17 protein-coding genes are annotated in these 17,166 nt (G+C 70.8%); 7 read left to right on the top strand and 10 right to left on the bottom strand.

The window, feature by feature from the left end:
- Window positions 1-29: 29 nt before the first annotated feature.
- On the top strand, window positions 30-1,817 hold the full coding sequence (locus ABTX60_RS39745; protein ID WP_352101713.1) for a thiamine pyrophosphate-binding protein: 1,788 nt from the start codon (window positions 30-32) through the stop codon (window positions 1,815-1,817).
- Window positions 1,818-1,904: 87 nt separating this feature from the next.
- Here the strand turns inward: ABTX60_RS39745 and ABTX60_RS39740 are convergent, their stop codons facing one another.
- A complete protein-coding gene (locus ABTX60_RS39740) occupies window positions 1,905-2,666 on the bottom strand; it encodes a DeoR/GlpR family DNA-binding transcription regulator (protein ID WP_352101712.1) in 762 nt (253 codons plus the stop codon).
- A gap of 90 nt (window positions 2,667-2,756) precedes the next feature.
- On the opposite strand from ABTX60_RS39740, the gene ABTX60_RS39735 reads away from it, so the two are divergent.
- The 5 genes from ABTX60_RS39735 (at window position 2,757) to ABTX60_RS39715 (ending at window position 7,937) form a co-directional block, all read left to right on the top strand.
- Window positions 2,757-3,968, top strand: a complete 1,212-nt coding sequence (locus tag ABTX60_RS39735; protein WP_352101711.1) for an MFS transporter — start codon at window positions 2,757-2,759, stop codon at window positions 3,966-3,968.
- A 108-nt stretch (window positions 3,969-4,076) separates the two neighbouring features.
- Window positions 4,077-5,069: an LLM class flavin-dependent oxidoreductase gene (locus ABTX60_RS39730; RefSeq protein WP_352101710.1), complete on the top strand. Its 993-nt coding sequence runs from the start codon at window positions 4,077-4,079 to the stop codon at window positions 5,067-5,069.
- 38 nt (window positions 5,070-5,107) lie between these two features.
- Entirely contained in the window at window positions 5,108-5,725 is a 618-nt protein-coding gene (locus ABTX60_RS39725; RefSeq protein ID WP_352101709.1) for an HAD family hydrolase, read from the top strand.
- Between the two features lie 88 nt (window positions 5,726-5,813).
- Entirely contained in the window at window positions 5,814-7,226 is a 1,413-nt protein-coding gene (locus ABTX60_RS39720; protein ID WP_352101708.1) for an MFS transporter, read from the top strand.
- A 153-nt stretch (window positions 7,227-7,379) separates the two neighbouring features.
- Entirely contained in the window at window positions 7,380-7,937 is a 558-nt protein-coding gene (locus ABTX60_RS39715) for a glycoside hydrolase family 25 protein (protein ID WP_352101707.1), read from the top strand.
- A gap of 13 nt (window positions 7,938-7,950) precedes the next feature.
- On the opposite strand, the gene ABTX60_RS39710 is transcribed toward ABTX60_RS39715, so the two are convergent.
- From ABTX60_RS39710 to ABTX60_RS39680, 7 genes are all read right to left on the bottom strand, one after another.
- The gene (locus ABTX60_RS39710) at window positions 7,951-8,613 is read right to left on the bottom strand and encodes an NADPH-dependent F420 reductase (RefSeq protein ID WP_352101706.1); all 663 of its coding nucleotides are present in this window, start codon (window positions 8,611-8,613) and stop codon (window positions 7,951-7,953) included.
- 201 nt (window positions 8,614-8,814) lie between these two features.
- A complete protein-coding gene (locus ABTX60_RS39705) occupies window positions 8,815-9,027 on the bottom strand; it encodes an EF-hand domain-containing protein (protein ID WP_344458902.1) in 213 nt (70 codons plus the stop codon).
- A gap of 142 nt (window positions 9,028-9,169) precedes the next feature.
- Complete coding sequence (locus ABTX60_RS39700; RefSeq protein ID WP_352101705.1) at window positions 9,170-9,643, bottom strand: MerR family transcriptional regulator; 474 nt, start codon at window positions 9,641-9,643, stop codon at window positions 9,170-9,172.
- A gap of 21 nt (window positions 9,644-9,664) precedes the next feature.
- Window positions 9,665-10,927, bottom strand: coding sequence for an MFS transporter (locus tag ABTX60_RS39695; RefSeq protein ID WP_352101704.1), 1,263 nt, complete (start codon window positions 10,925-10,927; stop codon window positions 9,665-9,667).
- Between the two features lie 145 nt (window positions 10,928-11,072).
- A complete protein-coding gene (locus ABTX60_RS39690; protein WP_352101703.1) occupies window positions 11,073-12,251 on the bottom strand; it encodes a YncE family protein in 1,179 nt (392 codons plus the stop codon).
- Between the two features lie 78 nt (window positions 12,252-12,329).
- Window positions 12,330-12,908: an ATP-binding protein gene (locus ABTX60_RS39685; protein WP_352101720.1), complete on the bottom strand. Its 579-nt coding sequence runs from the start codon at window positions 12,906-12,908 to the stop codon at window positions 12,330-12,332.
- 199 nt (window positions 12,909-13,107) lie between these two features.
- Window positions 13,108-13,875, bottom strand: a complete 768-nt coding sequence (locus tag ABTX60_RS39680; protein WP_352101702.1) for an enoyl-CoA hydratase/isomerase family protein — start codon at window positions 13,873-13,875, stop codon at window positions 13,108-13,110.
- 129 nt (window positions 13,876-14,004) lie between these two features.
- Between ABTX60_RS39680 and ABTX60_RS39675 the strand changes: the two genes are divergently transcribed.
- Complete coding sequence (locus tag ABTX60_RS39675; protein WP_352101701.1) at window positions 14,005-14,265, top strand: hypothetical protein; 261 nt, start codon at window positions 14,005-14,007, stop codon at window positions 14,263-14,265.
- Window positions 14,266-14,482: 217 nt separating this feature from the next.
- Here ABTX60_RS39675 and ABTX60_RS39670 read toward each other — a convergent pair whose 3' ends face one another.
- Together ABTX60_RS39670 and ABTX60_RS39665 are read right to left on the bottom strand one after the other, a co-directional pair.
- Entirely contained in the window at window positions 14,483-15,715 is a 1,233-nt protein-coding gene (locus tag ABTX60_RS39670) for a L,D-transpeptidase (protein WP_502992486.1), read from the bottom strand.
- Window positions 15,716-15,868: 153 nt separating this feature from the next.
- Entirely contained in the window at window positions 15,869-17,113 is a 1,245-nt protein-coding gene (locus ABTX60_RS39665; RefSeq protein ID WP_352101699.1) for a L,D-transpeptidase, read from the bottom strand.
- Window positions 17,114-17,166 lie beyond the last annotated feature (53 nt).

The raw sequence follows: 17,166 nt of genomic DNA, 5'->3' as shown, positions 1-17,166 counted from the left end.
CTTCGAACCGAGCTGATTGGGAGCACACCATGCCTGTCCTCACCGGAGGCCAGATCGTCGCGCGGACCCTGCGCAACTACGGGGTCGACGTCGTCGCCGGCATCCCCGGCCACGGCATCTGGTCACTGACCGACGCCTTCCTCGACGACGAGTCCAGGATCCCCTTCATCCAGACCTTCCACGAGCAGAGCGCCGTCCACCTCGCCGACGGCTACTACCGCGTCACCGGCCGCCCGCAGGCCGCTGTGACCTCCATCGGCGCCGGCGCGAGCAACACCGTCATCGGCATGGGCACCGCGTTCACGGACTCCACCAGTGTTCTCGTCGTCACGGGCGGCCCGCCCACCCACATGCGTGGCCACGGACTGCTGCAGGAACTCGACCGCTACACGGCGAACGACTTCCCCAAGGTGGCCGAGGCGGTCAGCAAACGGCACTGGGTCGTGACCCGGGTCGAGGAGCTCCCCTTCGTCCTGCACCGCTGTTTCAACTCCATGCTGACGGGTCGCCCGGGCCCGGTGCACCTCGAAGTCCCCATGGACGTACAGGCCGAGGCCGCGAACGTGGACCTCCACGACCTGGAGCGGCGTATCCCGGTCGGCCGCCAGCACCCCGACCCGGAGGCCGTGGACCGCGCCGTGGACGTGCTGCGCGCGGCCGCCCGGCCGGTCATCGTGGTCGGCGGCGGTGCGATCACGTCCGAGGCGTCCGACCAGGTCCTCGCGCTGGCCGAGCGGTGGCAGATCCCGGTCGTCACCACGTGGAACGGCAAGAGCGCCTTCCCGGAGGACCACGAGCTGTTCGCCGGCAGCGTCGGCCAGACCGGCACGATGACCGGCAACGCGATCGCGAGCTCCGCCGACGTCGTGATCTCGGTCGGCTGCCGCTTCACCGACTGGTCCGCCTCCAGCTACGCCAAGGGCATCAGCTTCTCCATCCCGCCCGCGAAGCTCATCCACATCGACATCGACCCCCACGAGATCGGCAAGAACTACCCCGCCGAGGTGGGCATCGTCGCGGACGCGCAGCGCGCCGTGGCCGCGATCGTCGACTCCCTCCCCTCGAAGGGCGTCGACCGCTCCGAGTACCTCGCCGAACTCGCCCAGCTCAAGCAGGACTGGGAGGAGAAGCTCGCCGGCCGCCGCGACAGCGACCGCTTCCCGTTCACGTCCCAGCGCCCGCTCGGCGCCCTGCGCAACGTGCTCCCGCGTGACGCGATCATCGTCGCCGGCTCGGGCAACACCCAGGGAGCGGTCAAGCAGACCTTCCCGGTCTACTCCCCGCGCACCCACCTCACCTCCGGCGGCTTCTCGTCCATGGGGTGGGCGATCCCGGCCGCCGTCGGCGCCAAGCTCGCCCGGCCCGACAGCCCCGTCGTGTGCGTCCTCGGCGACGGTGACTTCCTCATGACCTCCCAGGAGATCGCCCTGAGCGTCACCGCCGACGCACCGGTGATCTTCGTGGTCCAGAACAACGCGGGCTACATGTCGATCCGCGGCGGCCAGCGCAAGCAGACCTCGCGGCACATCGGCACCGAGTTCTCGCACCCCGACGGCTCGCCGTACAGCCCCGACTTCGCGGCCATGGGCCGGGCCTTCGGGATCGAGTCGTGGAAGGTCAACGACGCCGCGTCCCTGGAGCCGACCCTGCGCAAGGCGGTCCAGTCGGGAGCACCCGCCCTGATCGAGGTGCCCACGGACCGCGACGCCGCGGGCCCCTGGGTGCCCGGCTGGTGGGACTTCCCGATCCCGGCGTACATCACGGACGAGCGCCAGGAGGAATACGACCGCATCCGGGCCACCGAGCAGCACCTCTGAGACGGCCCCGCGCCCGGTGACGCCTACCGCCCGTGCAGCCGGGATCCGGCCGCACGGGCGGTAGGCGCCTGCGGAGCGGACGGCCCGTCAGACGGTCTGGACGACGGTGCCGCCGTCCTCGAGCGCGGTGACTTCCCCGGCGGCTGCGGTGGTGTCCGTGACCAGGGTGTGCAGGAGGGACGCGGGACCGACGTGGGCGTAGGCGGTGTGGCCGAGTTTGCTGCCGTCGGCGGCGGCGACGACGCGGCGGGCGGAGGCGATGCCCGCCTTCTTCACTGCGGCGTCGTCGAGGTCGTAGGCGGTCAGGCCGTCGGCCGCGGTCAGTCCGCAGCAGCCGATGACGGCGGTGTCGAAGCGCAGGGCCGCCAGGGAGGCCAGGGTGAGGGGCCCGGTGAGGGCTCCCTCGGCGGCCCGGGGCTGTCCGCCGGGCACGACCAGGGTGGCCGGGCCGGGTGTCTCACCGACCAGGTGGATGGCCTGCAGGGACAGGGGCATCACGGTGACGGGCCGCTCGCGCAGGAGGCGGGCGACCTCCAGGCAGGTGGTGCCGCTGTCCAGCAGGACGCTCTCGCCGTCGGCGATCAGTGCCGAGATCCGGGCGGCGATCCGGCGTTTGGCGTCGATCGACTCGTGGGCGCGCAGCGCGAAGGGCGGCTCCTCGCCCCGGAGCAGCAGGGTGCGTGCCCCTCCGCGGACGCGTTCGAGGACGCCCTGGGTGGCGAGGGTGTCGAGGTCGCGCCGGATGGTCATCTCGGAGGCGCCGGTCAGCTCCGCCAGTTCCTGGACCGTCGCGTCTCCGGCGTCCCTGACGGCCTTCGCGATCAGCCCGTGCCGGTCTGCGTTGCTCATACCGCGATTGAACACCACCAGAAAATGAACAACAAATCTGTTCGTTAGCAGGATTTCCGAACACGCTAGATGTTCGTTACGCTGGGCGGTATGGAACATTCCCTGCGAGCCGCCCGCGTGGCGACCTATGTCTACTTCGTCCTGTACGGCACCTTGCTGGGCACCTGGGTGGTGCACATCCCCGCGATCGAGGAACGCGTGGGCATCAGCCACGCCACCCTCGGCGGCCTGCTGGTGGTGCTCGGGCTCGGGGCCTTCGTAGGCATGCAGGTGGCGGGGCCGCTGACCGACCGTCTCGGCACCCGCGTCGTGGTGCCCGCCGGCGGCGTGCTCTGCGGCGCGACCCTGTTCCTCCCCGGTCTCGCCCACGATCCGTGGACGCTGGCCGGCGCGCTGCTGGTCTTCGGGCTGTGCAACGGCTGTCTGGACGTGAGCATGAACGCCCACGCCGTACACGTGGAGAAGGCGTACGGCCGCCCCGTCATGTCCGGCTTCCACGCCACGTTCTCCGTCGGCGGTGTCCTCGCCGCACTCGCCGGAGCGGGCGCGGCGAGCGCCGGACTGCACCCTGCGGTGAGCATGGCCGCCATGGGAGCCGTGGGCGTCGTGATCGCCCTGGCCTCGGCACGCGCCCTGCTGCCCGCCGCTCCCGCCGTCGGGAGCACCGGCTCCACGGAGGAGAACGGAACGCCACAGGCCGGCGGGCGCGGCGGCACCACGGGCCGGGTCTGGCTGCTGGCCGTCCTGGCGCTGATGGTGATGCTGTGCGAAGGCGCCGCCAACGACTGGAGCGCCCTGCACATGAAGGACGTCCTGGGCGCGTCCGCCGGCGCGGCGGCCTTCGCGTACGGCACCTTCGCCGCGGCGATGACCCTCGGCCGCCTGCTGGCCGACCGCTTCGTCGCCCGGTTCGGTTCCCTGGCGATCCTGCGCCAGGGCGCGGTCATGGCCGCCGTCGGCATCACCCTCGTGGTCCTCGGCCCGTGGTTGTGGGCCGTGTTCACCGGCTGGGCGCTGTTCGGCCTGGGCCTGTCCGGCTGCGTCCCGCAGCTGTTCAGCGCGGCCGGGCACGCCGATCCCTCCGCCGCCGGGGCCAACGTCTCCCGCGTCGCCGGACTCGGCTACGTCGGCATGCTCGCCGGCCCCGCCGTGATCGGCTGGCTGACCCACGTCGTCGCCCTCAACCACGCCTTCGTCCTGTTGACCCTGCTGTGCGTGACCACGGCCGTGGGCGCCGGCGTCCTGCGCACCGGATCCGACGACAGCACCCGCCGGCCCGAGATGGCGGCCGGCCCCCACTGACCGCTTGTGCGGCACGGTCCCTGACAGCCGTGCCGCACAAGCTCTCCTTTCCCCGCCTCACCCGAGGCCGGGGCGAAGAACGTCCTCAGCCGACCGAAGGAGTCCCCGATGTCCGAGTCCCCCTCACGTCCTGCCCCCGGCCGTGTCGGTGTCATGCTGCCGCTCGACCTCCCCGTCGGCGAGGTGCTGCCCTATGTCCGGCGTGCCGAGGAGCTGGGGTTCGACCAGGTCTGGGTGGTGGAGGACCTCGGCTGGCGCGGCGGTGTCGCCCAGGCCGCCACCGTCCTGGCCTCCACCACGAACCTCACCGTCGGGATCGGGATCATGCCCGCCGGCGCCCGCAACGTGGCCTTCGCCGCGATGGAACTGGCCACCCTCGCCCAGCTCCACCCCGGCCGGCTCATCGCGGGCATCGGCCACGGCATGCCCGGCTGGATGCGCCAGGCCGGGTCCTGGCCCGCCAGCCCGCTGACGCTGATCAAGGAGTACGCGAGAGCGCTGCGCCTGCTCATCGCCGGTGAGCCCGGCCCCCAGAACGGCCGGTACGTGCGCTGCGAGGGCGTCGTCATCACCGAGACCCCGGACCTCGTCCCCCCGGTGATCCTGGGCGTCCGCGGCCCCAAGTCGCAGGCCGTCGCGGGTGAGGTCGCCGACGGCCTCCTGCTGGCCGAGCCCGCCGCACCGGACTACATCACCGCTTCCCTGCGCAACCTGGGCCCCCACGCCTCCGCGGGCTCTCCGGAGATCGTCGTCTACGACGCCGCCGCCGTGGACGACGACGAGGAAGCCGCCCTGACCCGCGTCCGCGCCTCCCTGGAATCGGTCGGTGAACCGCAGTGGGCCGCGCACATCGACCCCCTGCCCTTCGCCGAGGAACTGCGCGCACACCGCGCCGCCAGCCCCGACGCCCGGCACTTCGCCCGGACGATGCCCGCCGACTGGGTCCGTGCGCTGAGCATCGCCGGCACCCCCGACCAGGCCCGCAAGGCGATCGACGCCCGTCATGCGGCCGGCGCGACCAGCGTCGTTCTCGCCCCGGCGGGGCCCGACCCCCTGGCCGCACTCGACTCGCTCGCCCGCGCCCTGCCCCACCGGCACTGACCCGCACGCCCCGACAACCCAAGGGAACCGACACCCTCATGTCCACCGACAGTCGCCGCATCGTGCTCTTCGACCTCTTCGGGGTCATAGCCCGCCACCAACGCCCGGGCGCCCTGGAGAAGATGGCCGCCCGCTGCCACACCTCCGTCGACGCCTTCACCACGGCCTACTGGACCCACCGCCCGCCCTACGACGCCGGCCGGCACACCGCGTCCGCGTACTGGACCGACGTACTGCGCGCGCTGTCCCGCCCCGCCGACGCCGACACGATCGAAGAACTGCGGCTCATCGACATCGACAGCTGGTCCCGCGTCGACAGGAGCATGGTGACCTACGTGCGGAACCTGCGAAACCGCGCCCGGGTCGCGCTGCTGTCCAACATCCCCGCCGACCACGCGGACGCCTTCCTCGCCGCCCAGTCCTGGCTGCACGACCTCGACCACGTCGCCTTCTCCGGCAAGATCGGTGCGGCCAAGCCCGACCCGGCCGCCTTCCAGCACTGCGTCATCGCCCTGCGGGCCGCGCCCGCCGACTTCCTCTTCATCGACGACCGCGAGGAGAACGTCCGCGCGGCGCAGGCCGTCGGCATGGACGGGCACGTCTTCACCGGCCAGGACGGACTGGCGGCCGCCGTCGACGCGTGGCTGCCCAGTTGACGATCTCAACATGCGAGACGTTCGTACCGGAAAACAAGACGGCTGACATCGTTGCATCACCCATGTTTCACACGTGAAAGACCGAGCGATGCCCGCACCAGCCACCGATTCCGCCCGCACGCCCGTCAACCCGCGGTCCCGCGTGCTCGTCGCCAGCCTCATGGGCACGACGATCGAGTTCTACGACTTCTACATCTACGCGACCGCCGCGGTGCTCGTCTTCCCCCAGCTGTTCTTCCCGAGCAGCGACCCGACCACCGCGTTGCTGTCGTCCTTCGCGGTCTTCGGCGCCGCGATGGTCGCCCGTCCGGTCGGCGCCGTCGTCTTCGGGCACCTCGGTGACCGGCTCGGCCGCAAGAAGACACTCGTCGTCTCGCTGCTGACCATGGGCATCGCCACGTTCCTCATCGGCGTTCTGCCCACCTACGCGCAAGCCGGGTGGCCGGCCACCGCGCTGCTCGTGCTGATGCGGCTCGCGCAGGGCTTCGCGCTCGGCGGCGAGTGGAGCGGCGCCGCCCTGGTCGCGACCGAGAACGCCCCCAGCGGCAAGCGCGCCCTGTACGGCACCTTCCCGCAACTGGGCGCCCCGCTCGGCTTCATCATCGGCAACGGCCTGTTCCTGGTCATGGGCGCGCTGCTGCCGTCCACGTCCGGCGCCGACCCCTCGCAGCCCTCGGACGCCTTCGTCGACTGGGGCTGGCGGGTCCCGTTCCTGTTCTCCGCGGTGATGGTCGCGATCGGCCTGTGGGTGCGCTCCCGGCTCGTCGAGTCGGCGGTCTTCGCCAAGACCCGCGAGTCGGGCGGGGTGCGGCGGCTGCCGCTCGTCACCGTGGTGCGCGGCCACGGGAAGCAGCTGGTCCTGGGCACCTTCATCATGCTGGCGACGTACGTGCTCTTCTACCTGATGACCACGTTCTCGCTGAGCTACGGACGCGCCGCGAAGGACGCCGCCGTGCCGGGACTCGGGTACGACTACACCACGTTCGTACTCATGATGATCTTCGGTGTGCTGTTCTTCGCCGCGTTCACCCTGGCCTCGGGTCCGCTCGCGGACCGGTACGGGCGGCGCACCACCCTGATCTGGGTCACCGCCGCGATCATGGTCTTCGGACTGGTCTGGGTGCCGCTGATCAGTCTGGGCACCGTCGGCGTGGTGCTGTGGCTCGTCCTCGGCTTCACCCTGATGGGCATGACGTTCGGACCGATGGGCGCGCTCCTGCCCGAGCTCTTCCCGACCAGCGTCCGCTACACCGGCTCCGGCATCTCGTACAACGTCAGCTCGATCCTCGGGGCGGCGGTCGCCCCGTTCATCGCCGTGGCGCTGTGGGAGGCCGGGGACGGCTCGCCGTGGCTGGTCGGCGTCTACCTCTCGGCGATGGCGGTGCTGACGCTGATCGCGCTCCTGCTCGGCGAGGAGACGAAACACGTCTCCCTGGAGGAGCGCGAGGCGGCCTCCGCCGACGACGCGACCCGGGCTCCGGCGGGCTCCCCCGCCTCCTGACGCCGACCCTCGAACCGACCCTCAGACCGACCGGCGCTCACCACCGCCGGGTCGCGAGCCCCCTCGCGCCCGGCGTACGGCCACGGTCGCGGGGCATAACAACATCCCCCGGCCCGATGGGACTTCAGCCCCACTTGCACCAAGGGAGCCCCCATGCTGCGCGGCATCGACGTGAGCGCCTACCAGTCCTCCTCCTACAGCACCGACGGTCTCTCCTTCGTCTTCGTGAAGGCGACCGAGGGGCGGTCCTACGTCAACCCCAAACTGGCCGCCCAGACCAAGCGCGCGCGTGACGCCGGGCTGGTCGTCGGCTTCTACCACTTCCTGTGGCCCGGCAACATCACCGCCCAGGCCGAGTACTTCGTCGGCAAGGCCCCGGACCGGCCGGGCGACATCCTCGCCGTCGACTGGGAGAGGACCGGTGAGGGGACGCACGCGAGCAACGCCGAGAAGGACCGGTTCCTGAGGAAGCTGAAGGAACTGCGGCCGGACAACCGGGTCGTCCTCTACGCCAACCGCGACTTCTGGCTGAACGTCGACACGACGTCCTACGCGGGCGACGGCCTGTGGATCGCCGACTACGTCTCGGCGGGCAAACCGCGCATCAAGGCCAAGTGGCGCTTCCACCAGTACACCGACGACCCGCTGGACAAGAACGTGGCGGCCTTCGACAGCAGGGCGGCGCTGCGGAGATGGGCCGGGGACGCCTGATCAGCCGAACGCCTCAGCCGCTGAACTCCGGCGTGCGTTGCGGGGACGCCTCCGCCAGGGCCTTCGTGACGCCCGCCACGCCTTCGCGCAAGCCGTAGACCGGGGTGCCGGGCTGCTGGCGCCAGGATTCGTCGATGCCGCCCGCGTCCACGGTGTCGAAGCCGAGCGCGTCGATCAGCTCCCGCACCTTGCGCTTGGCCGCCGCGTCGTCGCCCGCCACCGGCAGGGCCATGCGGCCGGGGTCGCCGGCGGGGAGCGGGCGGTCCAGGATGTCCTGCGCGTAGGTGCCGTTGAAGGCCTTGACGACCGGGTGACCGATCCGGTGTTCCGTCCAGCGGCTCTCGGTGAGGCCGTCGTCCTCGATCGCGGCGATCCTGCCGTCGCGCTGCCGGGGGTAGTAGTTGCCCGTGTCGATGACCGCGACGCCGTCCGCCGCGCCGTCGAGCAGGCCTGAGGGAAGGTGCTGGACCGCCTTCAGCGGGATGGTGACGACGACTATCTCGGCGCCCCGGGCGGCCTCCCCGACGGTCACAGGGGTCGCGCCGGTCTCCTCCGCCAGGGCCGTGAGCGTCTCGGGGCCGCGGGAGTTGGCGACGGACACCTCGTGACCGAGGGCGGTGAGCCGCCGGGTCAGATTGCCGCCGATGTTGCCCGCTCCGATGATGCCGATCTTCATGTCCTCGCCTCGCCCTTCCGGAGATGAACAGCGCCTCGTGGAGTCTCGTGAGCTGGGTCAACCCCCGGGGAGGGCGGGCTATTCCGGGGCAGTGAGGGGGTATCCGACTCCGGCGAGGGGCCCGGTCCTCCGGGTACGGCGAGGGGCCCGGTCCGAGATGGTGGACCGGGCCCCTTCGCTCACGGCGGGCGAGCGGTGCGCCTACTTGTTCAGGTAGGCCCAGAACTCGTCGAAGCTCAGCCGCTTGTCGCCGTCGAGGTCGCGGGTCTTGATGACGACCTCGGCGACCGACTCGGTGACGTTCCAGTCACCCGACTGGGCCAGGGCGGCCTTGAACTCGGCAGCGGTGATGAATCCGTCACCGTCCGTATCGATCCGCTCGAACTGCTTGCGTGCTTCCTCGATGTCCGCCACCGATCCGCCCCTCATCTCGTGCTGTGCGTCCCAGTGACGCAGGTCTGACGGAGGTCAGGTTAACCGGCCGTGCCCGCCTCCGGCGCGGCGGCACCGGGCACCCCGGTGGTGGTGGGCGACCGCAGCGCCGTACTGACGCCCGTCAGGCCCCCTGCCCACGGTGGGGCGGCCCGGGCGGGGTGCCGCCCGTCGGCCACGTGCTGTCCTTCTTCTCACCGAGCCGCTGCGGGCAGACCCGGACTCCGGGCGGGTGGGTGCGGCCGCGCAGAGTGCCGAGCCGGTCGAGCAGTTGGGCACGGACCCGGGTGAGGTCGTCGATGCGCTGCTGGATCACGTCGAGCCGCTGCTCGAACACGGCGATCTTGGCGCCGGGGTCCACACAGCTGTGGTCGCTCAGCAGTTCGTCCCGCAGACAGCCGTCGACGAGCAGCAGATCGTCCGTGGTCAGCCCGGCGGCCAGAAGCAGCCGGATGTTCTCCACGACCCGCACCGCCTCAGGCCCGTAGGTGCGGTACCCGTTGGAGGAGCGCTCGGGGTGCAGCAGCCCGTGCTCCTCGTAGTACCGCAGCGCCCGGGTGGTGGTGCCGGTGGCGTGCGCGAGTTCCCCGATGCGCATGGGGCTCCTTTCGGTTTCCGGTCAGATGGTGCTCGAGGCCGCCTTCGGCGTCTCCACGGCCGGGCCGGCCGGTTCCGGGCCGGCCGCGGGAGTACGGCGCCGCTCCCCGGCCGCCTCGACGAGTGCGAACACCAGGGCGAGCACGGCGACCCCGCCGCCGGCCACGGGCAGCCAGCCCAGTGGGGCTCCCGCCGCGATGACCCGGCCACCGAGCCAGCCACCCAGTGCCGTGCCGAGGTTGAATGCCGAGCTCTGCACGGTCAGGGCCAGCGTGCGGGCCTGCTGCGAGGCGACGTTCAGCAGCCGCGTGTTCACCGCCGGCATGACCGCGTAGTAGGCGGCGCCGAAGAGGAAGAGGAACCCGACCGCCGGCGCCTTGAACGATGTGGTCGCGCCCAGGAGGAGCAGGGAGCCGGCCAGCGCGGCCACGCAGACGGACACGGCACCGAGCACCGAGCGGTCGGTCAGCCGGCCGCCGATGAGGTTGCCGACCGTGCCGCCGATGCCGAAGAGCAGCAGCAGCGGGGTGACCGCCGGCTCGCCGAAACCGACGGCGTCGGTGAGCAGGGGTGTGACGTAGGTGTACGCCGTGAAGGAGGCGGCGGCGCACAGCGCCGTGATGCCGGTGACGATCCGCACCCGGCGGTCGCCGAGGACCCGCAGCTCCGCCAGTCGCCCCCGGTCCTCGGCCGCGGGGATCGCGAGGGTGCCGGGCGCGAGGGCCGCGACGGGCACGGTGACCGCGAGGGTGAGCGCGGCGACCGCCCAGAAGGTGGCGTGCCAGCTCAGCCACTGACCGAGGGCGGTGCCGATGGGCAGTCCCGCGATCATCGCCAGGCTGAAGCCCAGCGAGACCCGGGCCACCGCCGTGCCCCGCTTGTGCGGCGGCACGACATCGGCCGCGATACCGAAGAACAGCGGCATCAGGGCGGAGTGGGCGAGCGCGGCGATGATCCGGCCGATGGCCAGCGGCCAGAACGAGGTCGCCACGGCGGACACGACGTTGCCGAGGAGGTAGGTGACCATCAGCGCGATCAGCAGGTGGCGGCGCCGCGTCCGTCCGGTGGTCAGCGCGAGGACCGGACCGCCGACCACCACCGTCATGGCGAAGGAGCTGACGAGGAGGCCCGCGGTGGAGAGCGAGACACCGGCGTCGGCGGCGATGTCGGGCAGCAGGCCCGCGATCATGATCTCGCCGGTGCCGAGCGTGAACGAGCACAGGGTCAGGACGGCCAGGGCCCAGGCGGAGCCTCGGTCGGTGGGGGGAATCGGTGAGGTGTGCATGAGCCGCAGCATCAACCTTGACGTCAGGGTGAAGGTCAAGTCGCCACTATAAAAGCGATCGTTCTGCTTCTGATGGGGCGCGTGATCAGTGACCTCGCACAGGTGACCGACCTGCGGGGCGGGCCGCACACGACCCGGCCGCCCCTCACCTGAAGACCCCGGTGTGGCCGAGCGAGTAGCGGCCTGGCTGGGGATAGACCGCGAGGCCGTGCGGGCCGCTGCCGACCGGGATGCGGGCGAGCTGGGTGCCGGTACGGGTGTCGACGGCGTACACCTCGGCGTCGTAACGGCCCGACAGCCACAGCACCTTGCCGTCGGCGGAGACCCCGCCCATGTCGGGGCTGCCGCCGTCGGGCAGCTGCCACTTCTTGGTCAGCTTGCCCTGGGTGAAGTCGAAGATCGAGATCGTGCCCTCGCCGCGGTTGGTCACGTACATCTCGCGCGAGTCGCGGCTGACGTAGAGGCCGTGGCAGCCCTTGCCGGTGGGCATCAGGGTGGGCTCGGTGAACCGGTCGCCGTCCAGGACCCACATGCCGTGGGCCATCATGTCCGCGATGTAGAACCTCTTGCCGTCGGGCGAGACCTTCACGTCCTGCGGCATGGCGCCCTGGAACGGCAGCCGCTGCTGACCGACGACCTCCATCTTCTCCGTGTCGACCTTCAGCAGCTCGCCGCTGAACTCGCAGGAGACGATGAAGTAGCGGCCGTCGAGGGAGAAGTCGGCGTGGTTGACGCCGTAGCAGGAGACCGGGACGGTCTTCCTGATCTCCATGGTGTGCGGGTCGCGGAAGACCAGTTCGCGGTCGAGGGAGGCCATGACGACGGCGTATCTGCCGTTGGGCGTGAAGTACAGGTTGTACGGGTCGTGGACCTCGACGTCCTTGCCCGCCTTGCCGGTCTTCGGGTCGATCGGGGTCAGCGTGTGGCCGCGGTTGTTGTTGACCCAGAGCGTCTTCAGGTCCCAGGAGGGCACGACGTGCTGGGGCTGCCGGCCCACCCCGATCGTCTCGGTGACCTCGTACGTCTTCGGGTCGATGACCGTGACCGTGTCGGACTCGGTGTTGGGGACGTAGACCCGGGACGGGAAGTCCTTGACCACCGGGGACAGCTTGTTCGGGCGGTCGGCCGCGTACACGTCCTCGGGGTCCAGGACGGGCGGCATGCCGGGCAGGCCCTTCACGGGCTTCTTCTCGGGCGGGAGAGGCACGGCGGCCTTGGTGCCGTGCCCCTCGGCGAGCCGTTCCCCGCTTCCGGTGCCACAGGCGGCGAGGACGGCGAGGACGGCACCCGCGACCAGGGTGCTCTTGAGGAGTTGGGGGCGCATTGCACCATTTAAATGGGGCTCCGAGGCGAAACGCATGATTCGTCCGTCCGGCGACCGGGTGAGGGATCGCGCGCGTGCTCAGCGGTCGGCGACCCGCATCTCGAACCAGGTGGTCTTGCCCCGGGGCAGCAGGTCGACCCCCCAGCGGTCGGCCAGCTTGTCGACGAGGAACAGACCCCGGCCGCTGATGTCCATCTCCTGCACCGGCATCAGGCACGGCAGCCCGCGGGAGGGATCGCGGACCTCCACGCGGATCCAGCCGCGGCGCCGGTGCAGACGCAGTCCGAAGACACGGGCGCCGGTGTGGCGTACGGCGTTGCCGACCAGTTCGGAGACGAGCAGCACCGCGTCCTCGGTGGTCTTGGGGGTGAGTCCCCAGTGACGCAGGATCACGACCTGGGTGAGCCGTCTCGCGGTGGCCGCGGACTCGGGACGGGACGGCAGTGGAACCTCTGCCTCCGTCGGGTTGCCGTACAACTCCAGCGCTTTGAGCGCGTATTCGTCCTCGACGGTCGGCGACCAGCGCGCCGCGGCCGCATGTGCGTGTCCCCGCGGCTGTTCCGTACCCTCCAGCCCCGCCATGCCCCCATCATGGCCGCCCGCAGCACCCCGAGGGGCCGTTCCCGGGGAATACACCCCGGGGAACGGACGGCGGATGAGCGATCATCCGTCATATGCCAAAGGCATTTCGAAGCCATCGGCACCCCGCCTGACCTGCTGGAACATCGCATTCCGGGGTAATCGCCGGACTCTCCCGTTCCGGCACGCTTAAGGTCGCCTTAAGGCTCCCATAAACCGCCCCAACGAGGGACCCAGGGTCAGACACCACGTCAATTGCAAGCCCCTGGAGGAATGTTCAGAGGAACTTCGCCTTGCCCGGCCCCTCCTCCACGAAGCTGCGCATTCCGCGTACGCGGTCCTCGGTGGCGAACAGGCCCGCGAACCAGTTCCGTTCGATCGCGAGACCCGTGTCGATGTCCGTCTCCAGGCCCGTGTCGATCGACTCCTTCGCGGCGCGCAGCGCGAGGGCCGGGCCCTGGGCCAGCTTCGCGGCCCAGGCGTGCGCCTGGTCGTACACCTCGCCGGCGGGGACGACCCGGTCCACCAGGCCGATCTCGCGGGCCTCGTCGGCCTTCACCATCCGGCCCGTGAAGATGAGGTCCTTGGCCTTGGAGGGGCCGACCAGGCGGGCCAGCCGCTGGGTGCCGCCGGCGCCGGGGATCAGGCCGAGCAGGATCTCCGGCTGGCCGAGCTTGGCGTTCTCGCCGGCGATGCGGAAGTCCGCGCACAGGGCGAGTTCGCAGCCGCCGCCCAGCGCGTAGCCCGTCACGGCCGCGACGACCGGTTTGGGGATCCTGGCCACCGCCGTGAAGGAGTCCTGCAGGGCGCGGGAGCGCAGCACCATCGCGGTGTGGTCCATCGCCTGCATCTCCTTGATGTCCGCGCCGGCCGCGAACACCTTCTCCCCGCCGTAGAGCACCACCGCCCGGACGTCCTCACGCCGCGCGGCCTCCTCGGCGAGTTCCTTCAGCCGGTCCTGCGTGGCGATGTCCAGCGCGTTCATGGGCGGGCGGTCGAGACGGATCGTGCCGACGCCTTCAGCGACTTCGAGAGAGACGGTCATAGGCAGCAGGTTAACGGGGACTAACAGGGTTGGGGCCGGTGCGGTGGGTCACACCGGCCTGGGGTCCGGGGGTGGCCCCCCCCGGGGCTGAGACGTCGTTGCATCAGATGGGATCGATAGCCTGTGTTGATGGAGAACACGGTCGAGACCGCTTGCCGTATCTGCGGGCTGGACGACGGGGAGGCTCTCTACGAGCACGGGTTCCCTCGGTATGTCATCTGCGGGTGCTGTTACAACGAGTCCGGCGTCGGTGATGACACCGTGACGCAAGTCCGTGAGCTGCGCGGCTACTGGGTCGGTCACGGTGCCCAGTGGCACAAGCCGCAGCTGATGCCGGCCGACTGGGATCTGCTGAGTCAACTGGCCAACATCCCGCCGGAATGGCGCTGACTCGGGTGGCCGGCCGTCGCTTCACTCGGTGATTCGGCGGTGGCGGATGAGGGCTGCGGCGCCCAAATAGGAGAAACCATCCGCTCCCGAGCCGCATCCGTCAGCTCACCCCACCGGCCGGGGGTCCGGGGGCCGCCCCCGGGCCGGCACAGCACGAGGCCAACACCGAGGGCCCCGGTGCGGTCCGTCGCGCCGGGGCCCTCGTGCCGTCGAAGGACTACTTCTTCCACTTCTCCCAGGACATGTTCCAGCCGTTGAGCCCGTTGTCCGGGTCGACGATCCGGTCCTCGGAGTTCTTGACGACCACCACGTCGCCGACCATCGAGTGGTTGAAGAACCACGCGGCCGGCACCTTCTTGTCCCAGCCGCCGCGCACGTCGCGCAGGCCGATGCAGCCGTGGCTGGCGTTGTAGTTGCCGAAGGCGCCGCTCGCCCAGTAGTTGCCGTGCAGGAAGGTGCCGGAGGTCGTCAGGCGGACGGCGTGCGGGACGTCCTTGATGTCGTACTCACCGCCGTAGCCGACCGTCTCGCCGTTCATCCGGGTGACCGTGAGCATCTCGCTGATGACCATCTGGCCGTTCCAGGTCTCCATGCCGGGCTGGCCGGTGGTGACGGGGATGGTCTTGACGGTCTTGCCGTCCCGCATGACCTTCATCGTGAGCTTCTTGGCGTCGACCACGGAGACCTGGTTGCGGCCGATGGTGAACTTCACCGTCTTGTCCTGCTCGCCGTAGACGCCGGAGCGGCCCTCGACGCCGTCCAGGTTCAGGTCGACGGTCACCTTGGTGCCGGGCTTCCAGTACTTCTCCGGCCGGAAGTCGAGGCGGTCGTTGCCGAACCAGTGGCCCTCGACGTCGACGGCCGGCTCCGTCTTGATGCGGATGGCCTTCTCGACGTCCTCCGGTGCGGTGATGCCCCGGGAGAAGCGGATGGAGAACGGCATCCCCACGCCGACCTTCGAGCCGTCCTCGGGCGTGAAGGTGCCGGTGAAGGTGTTCTCCGGGGTCAGCGTGGTGAAGCCCGCGTCCTCCGCGGCCGTGCGGCCCTCGGAGTCCTTGGCCACCGCGTGGACCGTGTACTTGGTGGCACCGGCCAGATGGGTGGACGGCGTCCAGCCGGAGCCGTCCCCGGATATCTCGCCCTCGACCTTCCTGCCCTCGGCGTCCTTGACCTCGACCTCGGTCAGCTTCCCCTTCGTCGCGGTGACCTTCAGCGCACCGCTCGTGTCGACGGACTTCGCCCCGTCCTCGGGGGTGATGCCGACGACCGCCTCGGACTGCTTGCTCTGCGCGCTGCCCGGGTCCTTGCCCTTGTTGTCGCCCTCGCCGGAACCGGAGCCGGTTCCCCCACCGCCACACGCCGTGACGGCGAGGAGCAGCACGCCGATCGCCGACGCGAGCACTCCGTTCCTGCGCCCAACCGACGCCCCCGATATCGGTCGCCCGTTCACGTGGTTCTCCCCTCCCAGGGCCTGGTCAGGCCCGCACCCCGCGCGTCCCCCGCGCGTCGGCGCATAGTAACCACAAGGCACCGGGCACCGGCGGCCCGCGATTGTCACCGTTCGGTCCCAACGGATCACAGGTCAACGCGCCCCACTGTCCGGTTACTTCACCGCACTGCCCGCCTTCCATGCATTCCAGCCCATATTCCAGCCTCCGAGCCCATTGCCGGGAGAGACCTTTTTGTCATTGCTGTTGACGACCTCCACCACGTCCCCGACGAGGCTGCGGTCGAAGAACCAGCCGGCCGGGGTGTCCGAGCTGCCGCCCTTCACATCGCGCAGTCCGATGCAGCCGTGGCTGACGTTGGTGCGGCCGAACACGGAATGGTGCGCCCAGTAGTTGCCGTGCAGGAAGGTGCCGGAGTCGGTCAGGCGCATGGCGTGGGGGACGTCGGGGATGTCGTACTCGCCCTGGCCGTCGCGCTTCTTGAAACCGACGGTGGCACCGTTCATCCGGGTCACGTCGAGCATCTCCGTGACCACCATCTTGCCGTTGTACGTGGCGTTCATCGGCGCGCCCGCCGTGACGGGCACGGTGGCCAGGGGTTCGCCGTCGCGCCGGACCTCCATGGAGTGCGCGGCGGCGTCGACCACGGAGACCTGGCTGCGGCCGACGGTGAAGGAGAACGTCTTGTGCTGCAGGCCGTAGACCCCGGGCGCGCCCTCGACGTCGCGCAGCCGTAGGGCGACGGTGACCTGGGTGCCGGGTTTCCAGTAGTCCGCGGGGCGGAAGTCGAGGCGGGTCCTGCCGAACCAGTGCGGGCGGATCTCGACGGCCGGGCGGGCGGTGACCCGGACCGCGCGTTCGACGGCGGCGCGATCGGTGATCGCCCGGCTGAACTCCAGGGAGACGATCATGCCGGTGCCGACCGTGGCGCGGTTCTCCGGGGCGACGTAGCCGATGAAGCGTTCCTCGGGGACGTAGGTGGTGAAGGTGGTGTGCCGGGCCGAGCGGCGCCCGTCGCCGTCCACGGCCACCGCGTCGATCGTGTACTTGGCGGCCAGTGCGAGCTGCCGCTCCTCGGGTTCCCAGGTCAGGCCGTCGGCGGAGAGGTGCCCGGGCACCGGGGTCTCCTGCGCGTCCTGCGACCTGACGACCTTCACCTTCTCCAGCCGGCCGTCGGGCACGCGCACCCGCAGCTCCCTGCCGGGGCGCACACCTCTGCTGCCGTGGCCGGGCGAGACCTTGATGACGTCCTCGGGCGCCGGGGGCGCGCCGGGGGCCCCGGAGATCCCGCCCGCGTCGTCCGAGGTACACCCCGTGGCCCCGGCCAGGAGCCCTGCCCATGTCACTACGGCGGCCAGCGCGGCCCTCGCGCGCCGCGCGCGCCCTTGTACGTGCCTCACGGGGTGCCCAACGACCGGTCGCGTCCCCGGGAAACGACCATGCCCGCCCCCGG

This window comes from Streptomyces sp. NPDC126510, assembly GCF_040302345.1.
Classification (GTDB): Bacteria; Actinomycetota; Actinomycetes; order Streptomycetales; family Streptomycetaceae; genus Streptomyces.
The sequence above is the reverse complement of the archived record's forward strand: the minus strand, read 5'-3'. Positions and strand labels throughout refer to the sequence as shown.

Coding starts and splice junctions, on each gene's coding strand:
- ABTX60_RS39745 (WP_352101713.1), top strand. CDS start 30: ATGCCTGTCCTCACCGGAGGCCAGATCGTCGCGCGGACCCTGCGCAAC.
- ABTX60_RS39740 (WP_352101712.1), bottom strand. CDS start 2,666: ATGAGCAACGCAGACCGGCACGGGCTGATCGCGAAGGCCGTCAGGGAC.
- ABTX60_RS39735 (WP_352101711.1), top strand. CDS start 2,757: ATGGAACATTCCCTGCGAGCCGCCCGCGTGGCGACCTATGTCTACTTC.
- ABTX60_RS39730 (WP_352101710.1), top strand. CDS start 4,077: ATGTCCGAGTCCCCCTCACGTCCTGCCCCCGGCCGTGTCGGTGTCATG.
- ABTX60_RS39725 (WP_352101709.1), top strand. CDS start 5,108: ATGTCCACCGACAGTCGCCGCATCGTGCTCTTCGACCTCTTCGGGGTC.
- ABTX60_RS39720 (WP_352101708.1), top strand. CDS start 5,814: ATGCCCGCACCAGCCACCGATTCCGCCCGCACGCCCGTCAACCCGCGG.
- ABTX60_RS39715 (WP_352101707.1), top strand. CDS start 7,380: ATGCTGCGCGGCATCGACGTGAGCGCCTACCAGTCCTCCTCCTACAGC.
- ABTX60_RS39710 (WP_352101706.1), bottom strand. CDS start 8,613: ATGAAGATCGGCATCATCGGAGCGGGCAACATCGGCGGCAATCTGACC.
- ABTX60_RS39700 (WP_352101705.1), bottom strand. CDS start 9,643: ATGCGCATCGGGGAACTCGCGCACGCCACCGGCACCACCACCCGGGCG.
- ABTX60_RS39695 (WP_352101704.1), bottom strand. CDS start 10,927: ATGCACACCTCACCGATTCCCCCCACCGACCGAGGCTCCGCCTGGGCC.
- ABTX60_RS39690 (WP_352101703.1), bottom strand. CDS start 12,251: ATGCGCCCCCAACTCCTCAAGAGCACCCTGGTCGCGGGTGCCGTCCTC.
- ABTX60_RS39680 (WP_352101702.1), bottom strand. CDS start 13,875: ATGACCGTCTCTCTCGAAGTCGCTGAAGGCGTCGGCACGATCCGTCTC.
- ABTX60_RS39675 (WP_352101701.1), top strand. CDS start 14,005: ATGGAGAACACGGTCGAGACCGCTTGCCGTATCTGCGGGCTGGACGAC.